General features: G+C 66.9%; 6 protein-coding genes. 2 read left to right on the top strand and 4 right to left on the bottom strand.

Going from position 1 to position 6,921, the window contains the following annotated elements; translation table 11 throughout:
- Positions 1–1,728: glucan ABC transporter ATP-binding protein/ permease (locus IT540_RS11045; protein ID WP_291177275.1), on the bottom strand; the 1,728-nt coding region annotated here is incomplete at its 3' end.
- 102 nt (positions 1,729–1,830) lie between these two features.
- Positions 1,831–2,244, bottom strand: a complete 414-nt coding sequence (locus IT540_RS11040; RefSeq protein ID WP_291177272.1) for a response regulator — start codon at positions 2,242–2,244, stop codon at positions 1,831–1,833.
- A gap of 117 nt (positions 2,245–2,361) precedes the next feature.
- Between IT540_RS11040 and IT540_RS11035 the strand changes: the two genes are divergently transcribed.
- Positions 2,362–3,108 carry a Crp/Fnr family transcriptional regulator gene (locus tag IT540_RS11035; protein WP_291177269.1) on the top strand — a complete coding sequence of 249 codons (747 nt, stop codon included), beginning with the start codon at positions 2,362–2,364 and terminating at the stop codon, positions 3,106–3,108.
- Positions 3,109–3,468: 360 nt separating this feature from the next.
- A complete protein-coding gene (locus IT540_RS11030; protein ID WP_291177266.1) occupies positions 3,469–4,845 on the top strand; it encodes a globin-coupled sensor protein in 1,377 nt (458 codons plus the stop codon).
- Between the two features lie 61 nt (positions 4,846–4,906).
- Here the strand turns inward: IT540_RS11030 and IT540_RS11025 are convergent, their stop codons facing one another.
- Entirely contained in the window at positions 4,907–5,560 is a 654-nt protein-coding gene (locus IT540_RS11025) for a glutathione S-transferase family protein (RefSeq protein WP_291177263.1), read from the bottom strand.
- Positions 5,561–5,677: 117 nt separating this feature from the next.
- On the bottom strand, positions 5,678–6,921 hold a 1,244-nt coding region (ettA, locus tag IT540_RS11020), incomplete at its 5' end, for an energy-dependent translational throttle protein EttA (RefSeq protein ID WP_291177260.1).

Below are 6,921 nucleotides of genomic sequence, written 5' to 3'. Positions count from 1 at the left end.
CGCCGGGACCGTGAAGCTGCCTTCCGCGACCCTGCGCGCGAACAGCCCGTCGCCGTCCGCCAGCTCGGCGAAGCGGCCGCGCTCGACGATGCGGCCGTGGTCGAGCACGAGCACCTCGTCGGCGTTGGCGACAGTCGAAAGACGGTGGGCGATGATGAACGTCGTACGGCCCGCGCGCAGGCGGTCGAGCGCGCGCTTGATGCGTGCTTCCGTCTCGGTATCGAGCGCGCTCGTTGCCTCGTCGAGCACGAGGATGGGTGCGTCTTTCAGGATGGCGCGGGCAATGGCGATACGCTGGCGCTCGCCGCCGGAGAGCGCGGCACCGCGCTCGCCGATGACGAAGCCATAGCCCTCCGGCTTGGCGCTGATGAAGTCGTGCGCCTCGGCGAGGCGTGCGGCTGCCTCCACGTCGGCGAGCGTGGCGCCCGGGCGGCCGATGGCGATGTTGTCGCCAATGGAGCGGTTGAACAGGCCCGCATCCTGGAACACGACCGCGATCTGCTGGCGCAGGGAGGCCAGCGTCACGTCCGCGATGTCGTGCCCGTCGATGAGGATGCGGCCGGCCTCCGGCGTCCGGAGCCGCATGAGCAGCGACAGCGTCGTCGATTTTCCGGAGCCCGTCGGGCCGACGAGCGCGATGGTCTTGCCTGCCGCGGCCTTGAGCGTCACGTCATGCACGCCCTGCTCCGTACCGGGAAAGCGGAAGCTCACACCCTCGTAGCGCACCTCTCCCTTGACGGGCGGCAGCGGCCGCGCGTCCGGCTTCTCGACGATGCCGTCCGGCTCGTCGACGAGCGCAAAGTAGCTCGTGAGCGCCGGGGCATAGCGATGCATGGCGGTGACGAAGCCCGAGATCTGATCCAGCTTGGCGATCAATAGGTTGGCGAAACCCACGAACGACACGATCTCGCCGACCGTCAGCTCGCCGCGGCCCGCCAGATGCGCGCCGACCGCGAACACGGCGACCATAGTGATGGTGGCGGCCGCGCGCTGCAGCACGGTCAGCAGCCCCCACCAGGTCAGCACCGGATACTGAGCGGCCAGGAGATCGCTCATCACGGCGCGCATGGCGTCGGTCTCGGCCTTGAAGCGCACGAAGCTCTGCACCACGGTGACGTTGCCGATCACGTCGCCGACGCGGCTGAATACTGCGGCGTTGTAGCGCTCGACGCTCATCTGCCCGGTCATGGTTTTCTTCATCACGAAGCTGTTCATGACGACATAGGCGACGGCGAGCAGCCCCAGGATCGCCGCCATGCGCATGTCCATGCCGATCGCCGTGGGCACCAGCAGGATGACGCCGGCCACGGCCGTCACCTGTTCGCGCATGGCGCGCAGCCAGACCGAGAACAGCACGTCTGTCCCCTGCACGATGGTGCGGATGACGGCGCCCGAGCCACGGTCGGCGTGATAGCCCTGGGGCAGCGTCATGGCGCGCTCGAAGGCGTCCGCCATGGCGGCGAGGCGGCGGCGGTGGGAAAGGCGGTCGGCGAAGACCGCCACGATTACGCCGGCGAGGATGCCGAAGAGGCCGAGCGCGGCCCACAGCGCGATGGTCGGAAACGCCGCCTCCCCCCGGGAGAGCGCATCGACGACGCGGCCGAACAGGATGGGCTCGGCGAGCTGCACGAGCCCGATGGCGACGGACGCGACGGCGAGCAGGAGCGCGAGGCTCCGCTCGGCGGCGAGCATGTTGAGCGCGCGCGTGTAAAGGCGGGTGAGGCTCATGGACGTGCGGGAATCCCCCGTGTTGCGGTGCCCCTCGAAAGGGGCCGCGCATCTTAAACGGAGGTCACCGCCAGCGAAAATGCGTCGTTATGGGATCCGCGTTCAGGCCGCGGGGGGCGGAAGGCCGCGCCGCAATATCGCCGCGCTGACGGCCTCGAGCGTGTAGGGCTTGCTCACGATCCCAATGTCGGTGAAATGCTCGGGAAAGGCGTACTTGTCCCCATAGCCCGTCGTGAAGACGAAGTAGATGCCGAGATCGCGCAGCCGCTCGGCGACCGCGAAGCTCTTCTCCGCTCCAAGGTTGATGTCGATCAGGCCACACTCTGGCGGGCCTTCGGCGATCATGGCGAGGGCGTGGAGCACGCTGTTCGCCGTGCGCACGCGGGCGACGCCGAGGCCGCGCAGCATGTCCTCGAGGTCGAGGGCGATGATGTAGTTGTCCTCGACGATCAGAACGTCTGCAGGCAGCGGTTGCTGCGGGCTCGCCTGCTCGTTCACATCCGTGCCTGCGGCCATCGGCTCGTCCCATGTCTGCTCACTGCGGGACGGCACACAACCAGAACCCTCTTGCACTGTCTGTGCACTTGTGCACACAGGGAGGCACGGGGCGCGTATCAACCCGCGAGGCAATGCGTGGCGATCGGAAGTCCGGCAACAAGCGTATCAACGGAAAACAAGTGCGATAGCAACCTGCTGCGTGCGTTGCGGCCGGGCGACTACGAGCTGTTCGCGCCGCATATCGATTTCACTGAAAGGTCGGCGGGCGAGTTGCTATACAAGCCGCGCGACAACGTCGAGACGGTCTATTTCCCCTGCGGGCCGAGCCTTGTGTCCTATCTCGTCACCAACGAGGACGGTCACGATGTGGAAACGGTGCTGGTCGGCCGCGAAGGCGCGGTGGGGGGCATCGTGAGCTCGGGGCATCTGCCGGCCTATTGCCGCATCGTGGTCAAGTTCGGCGGTCCGTTCGCGCTGATGCCCGTCGCCCAGCTCGAAAACGCCAAGCGACTGTCGCCCTCGCTGCGCTACCTCTTTGCGCGCTACGCCGACTGTCTGCTCGCGCAGATCCTGCAGTCGACGGCGTGCAACGCCATCCATTCGATCGAGCAGCGCACGGCGAAGTGGATCATCTCGGCCATGGATCGCACCGGCGACATTGTGGTGCCGCTCACGCACGAGGAGCTCGCCTCGATGCTCGGAGTTGGCCGCAGCTACGCGAGCCGCGTCGTCCAGACGTTCAAGACCGACGGCATCCTCGAAACCCGGCGCGGCGCGCTGGTCGTGCGCGACCGCAACGCGCTCGAGGCGCGGTCGTGCCGCTGCAACATCAGCGTCAAGGAGCACTTCGACGAGGTGCTGCGCGGCGTCTATCCCGATTGAGCGGTGCGGAGCGCTGAAGGCGCCGCGCGTCGCCGGTGCATTATGGGCCCGTGGCTTCGAGGCCCTATCCGTGCACGGCCTTTGTCTCCAAAGGTAGATAAGGCACCTTTAGACGTTCGTGGACATTGGCGAATCCTCTAAATCTATCTAACAGATAGTTTGTGGACTGAACGTATGTACCGCGCGCCGAGCAGGGAGCAACGTCGTCCAGGTGTGTGACGGGTGTCGTGCTCGTCCGCTTTGCGCCGGGGTCCGCGTGTCAGGAAGCAACTTGAAATGCACGGTCGTCCCGACATCGGGCGGCGGAGCAGAGAGTTTGCGTTCGACGACGGTCGAGCCCCCTAACGCGGAAACCTGGAAATGACCACCAACAGCACCCTTCGAGCACGCCTCTCCTTCAACCAAATCGACGACGTGACGAGCAGCCTGCTGCGAGAGCACAAGGATTTCATCATGGCCGAGCTGCCGATTGCGCTCGACCACTTCTACGATCATCTCAGCAAGTTCCCGGAGACCGCCGCCTTCTTCAAGAACCGCGACCATATGATGGGGGCCAAGCACGCCCAGCTCCGGCACTGGGGCACGATCACGGATGGGCACTTCGACGAGACTTACGAGGCGTCGATCCGCAGAATCGGCGAGACGCACAACCGGATCGGCCTCGATCCCCGGTGGTATATCGGCGGCTACAACGCGCTGATCACGGAGATGGTGGAAGTCATCGCGACGAAGCTGCCGGCCTCGCGCTCGCCCAACACCACCATCGAGCGTTGGCTACGGGAGCACGGCCTGGACCGGAAGACCGCCTTGCAGGGCGCGCTCGTCAAGGCGGCGCTGCTCGACATGGATCTTGCAATCTCCGTCTACCTCGAGGCTGGCCGCCGGGAGCGGCAGGCGATGCTCGACCGCCTGGCCGCGGAGTTCGACAAAGCCGTCGCCGGGGTCGTGGACTCGGTCGGCGCCACGGCGCGCGAATTGCAATCGTCCGCCGAAGCCATGACGGGCGCAGCCAGGAAGACCGCCGACCAGTCGACGGCTGTCGCGGCGGCGGCCGAGGAAGCCTCCTCCAACGTGCGCACGGTGGCCGCGGCGGCGGACGAGCTGTCGGCGTCGGTGAAGGAGATCGGGCGCCAGGTCGCGTCGTCGACCGACGTGGCGGGCAAGGCCGTCACGAGCGCAGATCAGACGTCGGAGAAGGTGCGTGACCTTTCGCGCGCCTCCGAGAAGATCGGGCAGGTGGTCGACATCATCAGCAACATCGCGAGCCAGACCAACCTGCTCGCGCTCAATGCCACCATCGAGGCGGCGCGGGCGGGCGAAGCCGGAAAAGGCTTCGCCGTCGTCGCGCAGGAGGTGAAGTCGCTTGCCAACCAGACGGCAAAAGCGACGGCCGAGATCGGCGCGCAGATCACCGATATTCAAGGCTCGACCTCGGATGCGGTGACGTCGATCCGCACCATCAGCGAGGTGATCCAGTCGATCAACGAGATCGCCATGGCGATCTCAGCCGCCGTCGAGGAGCAGGGCGCCGCCACGCTCGAGATTGCGCGCAACGTGCAGGAGGCGGCCAAGGGCACGGCGGACGTGTCGTCCAACACGGCCGGCCTCAGCCAGGCGGCGGCCGCCACCGGTGCCACGGCGGCGCAGGTCATGGCGTCGGCGGAGAGCCTCGGCGCGCAGGCCGACGAGTTGCGCCGCGTGGCCGAGGGCTTCGTGTCGACCATCCGCGCGGCGTGAGCGCGGGCGCGGCGAGCTTCGCCTGCGCCCTCCCCGCCTCTACCGTGCGCCGAGCGGCCGGCTAGTCCCGCTCAGGCGCACCGGGTGGAAAGTTCTTGCGGTAGGGGCGCGCCTCGTCGACGGCGCGCCCAAACGAGGGTCGCGCGAGGAGCCGCGCGCGATAGGCCCGCAGGTTGGGAAGGTCACGGCTGATCTCGTGCACCCAGTCGGCATAGAAAAGCGCCGGAGCGGCGGCGCAGTCCGCAAGGCTGATGGTGTCGCCGGCCGCCCACGTCTTGCCCGCGATCGCTCCGTCGAGCCAGCGGTATGTCGTGTCGAGCATGTCTCTCGCCTGGCGAACGCCGTAGGGATCGCGGTCGGGCTCGGGACGCAGGTGATCGAGCACGATCTTCTGCATCGACGTCATGACGTAGTTGTCGAAGATGCGATCCAGCATGCGCACGTCAAGCGCCGCATCGGGATCGTCCGGTAGAAGCTTCACCGGCCCAGGATGCTTGAGGTGCAGGTACTCGATGATGGTGCTGGATTCGAGCATCGTCCTGCCCTGGTCGACGAGCACAGGCATGCGCTTCAACGGCCAGAGGGCGGCCCATTCTTCGCCAGCGGGCGGATCATCAGGCCCGAGCATGCGATAGGTGAATGGCGTCGCGTTCTCGTAGAGTGCGATCAGGACCTTCTGGCAGTAGGACGAGAAGGGGTGGGCGTAGAGTTGCATCGACCGTATCCTCGATTGACTGCGTCACCTCAAGGACGGGCCGGTTGCAGCCGATCCGACACCAGGAGCCAGAGCGCTTAGCCCTTCCCCGCAAGAGCGGGGGAAAGGGAATGCGAGCTACCGCTCGAAGCGCTTGAACTTGATGCGGTGGGGCTCGACGGCGGCATCGCCTAAGCGGTGCTTCTTGTCCTCCTCGTAGGCCTCGAAGTTGCCCTCGAACCACTCGACGTGGCTGTCGCCCTCGAAGGCCAGGATGTGGGTCGCCAGGCGGTCGAGGAAGAAGCGGTCGTGCGAGATCACCACGGCGCAGCCGGGGAAATCCTCGAGGGCTGCTTCCAGCGCGCCCAGCGTCTCGGTGTCGAGGTCGTTGGTCGGCTCGTCGAGGAGGAGCAGGTTGCCGCCCTCCTTCAGCATCTTGGCCAAGTGCACGCGGTTCCTCTCGCCGCCCGACAGCATTCCGACCTTCTTCTGCTGGTCGGGCCCCTTGAAGTTGAACCAGCCGCAGTAGGCGCGCGAGTTCACCTCCTTCTTGTCGCCGAGCTTCATGATGTCGAGGCCGCCCGAGATCTCCTCCCAGACGGTCTTCTTGTCGTCCAGGTGGTCGCGGCTCTGGTCGACGTAGGAGAGCTTCACCGTCTCGCCGAGGCGGATGGTGCCCTTGTCCGGCTTCTCCTGGCCGGTCAGCATGCGGAACAGCGTCGTCTTGCCGGCGCCGTTGGGACCGATGACGCCGACGATGCCGCCGGGCGGCAGCTTGAACGACAGGTCGTCGATCAGCAGGCGGTCGCCGAACGCCTTCGACAGCCCCTCGGCCTCGATGACGACGCCGCCAAGGCGCGGGGCCGGCGCAAGCTGGATCGTCGCGCGGCCCACCTGCTCGCGGCCCTGCTCCTCGACCAAGCGCTCGTAGGCGGCGATACGCGCCTTGGACTTCGCCTGGCGGGCCTTGGGCGAGGCGCGGATCCATTCCAGCTCGCGGGCGATGGTTTTCTGCTTGCCCTCTTCCTGCGCCTTCTCGACCTCGGCGCGCTTGGCCTTCTGCTCGAGCCAGCTCGAGTAGTTCCCCTTCCACGGCACGCCCTGGCCGCGGTCCAGCTCCAGCGTCCATTCGGTCAGGTTGTCGAGGAAGTAGCGGTCGTGGGTGACCAGGATCACGCAGCCCGCGTACTCCTTCAGGTAGCGCTCGAGCCAGGCGACGCTCTCGGCGTCGAGGTGGTTGGTCGGCTCGTCGAGCAGCAGGAGGTCGGGCTTCGAGAGCAGAAGGCGCGTCAGCGCCACGCGCCGCTTCTCGCCGCCCGAGAGCTTGGTCACGTCGGCGTCACCCGGCGGACAGCGCAGCGCGTCGAGCGCCTGCTCGACCT

The organism is Hyphomicrobium sp., assembly GCF_020852195.1.
Lineage (GTDB): Bacteria > Pseudomonadota > Alphaproteobacteria > Rhizobiales > Hyphomicrobiaceae > Hyphomicrobium_C.
Note: the sequence above shows the minus strand (reverse complement) of the source record. Positions and strands in the feature narration are given on the sequence as shown.

What these genes read in the sequence shown, in the direction of transcription:
- IT540_RS11030 (WP_291177266.1), top strand. Translation starts at nt 3,469, where the DNA reads ATGACCACCAACAGCACCCTTCGAGCACGCCTCTCCTTCAACCAAATC.
- IT540_RS11025 (WP_291177263.1), bottom strand. Translation starts at nt 5,560, where the DNA reads ATGCAACTCTACGCCCACCCCTTCTCGTCCTACTGCCAGAAGGTCCTG.
- IT540_RS11040 (WP_291177272.1), bottom strand. Translation starts at nt 2,244, where the DNA reads ATGGCCGCAGGCACGGATGTGAACGAGCAGGCGAGCCCGCAGCAACCG.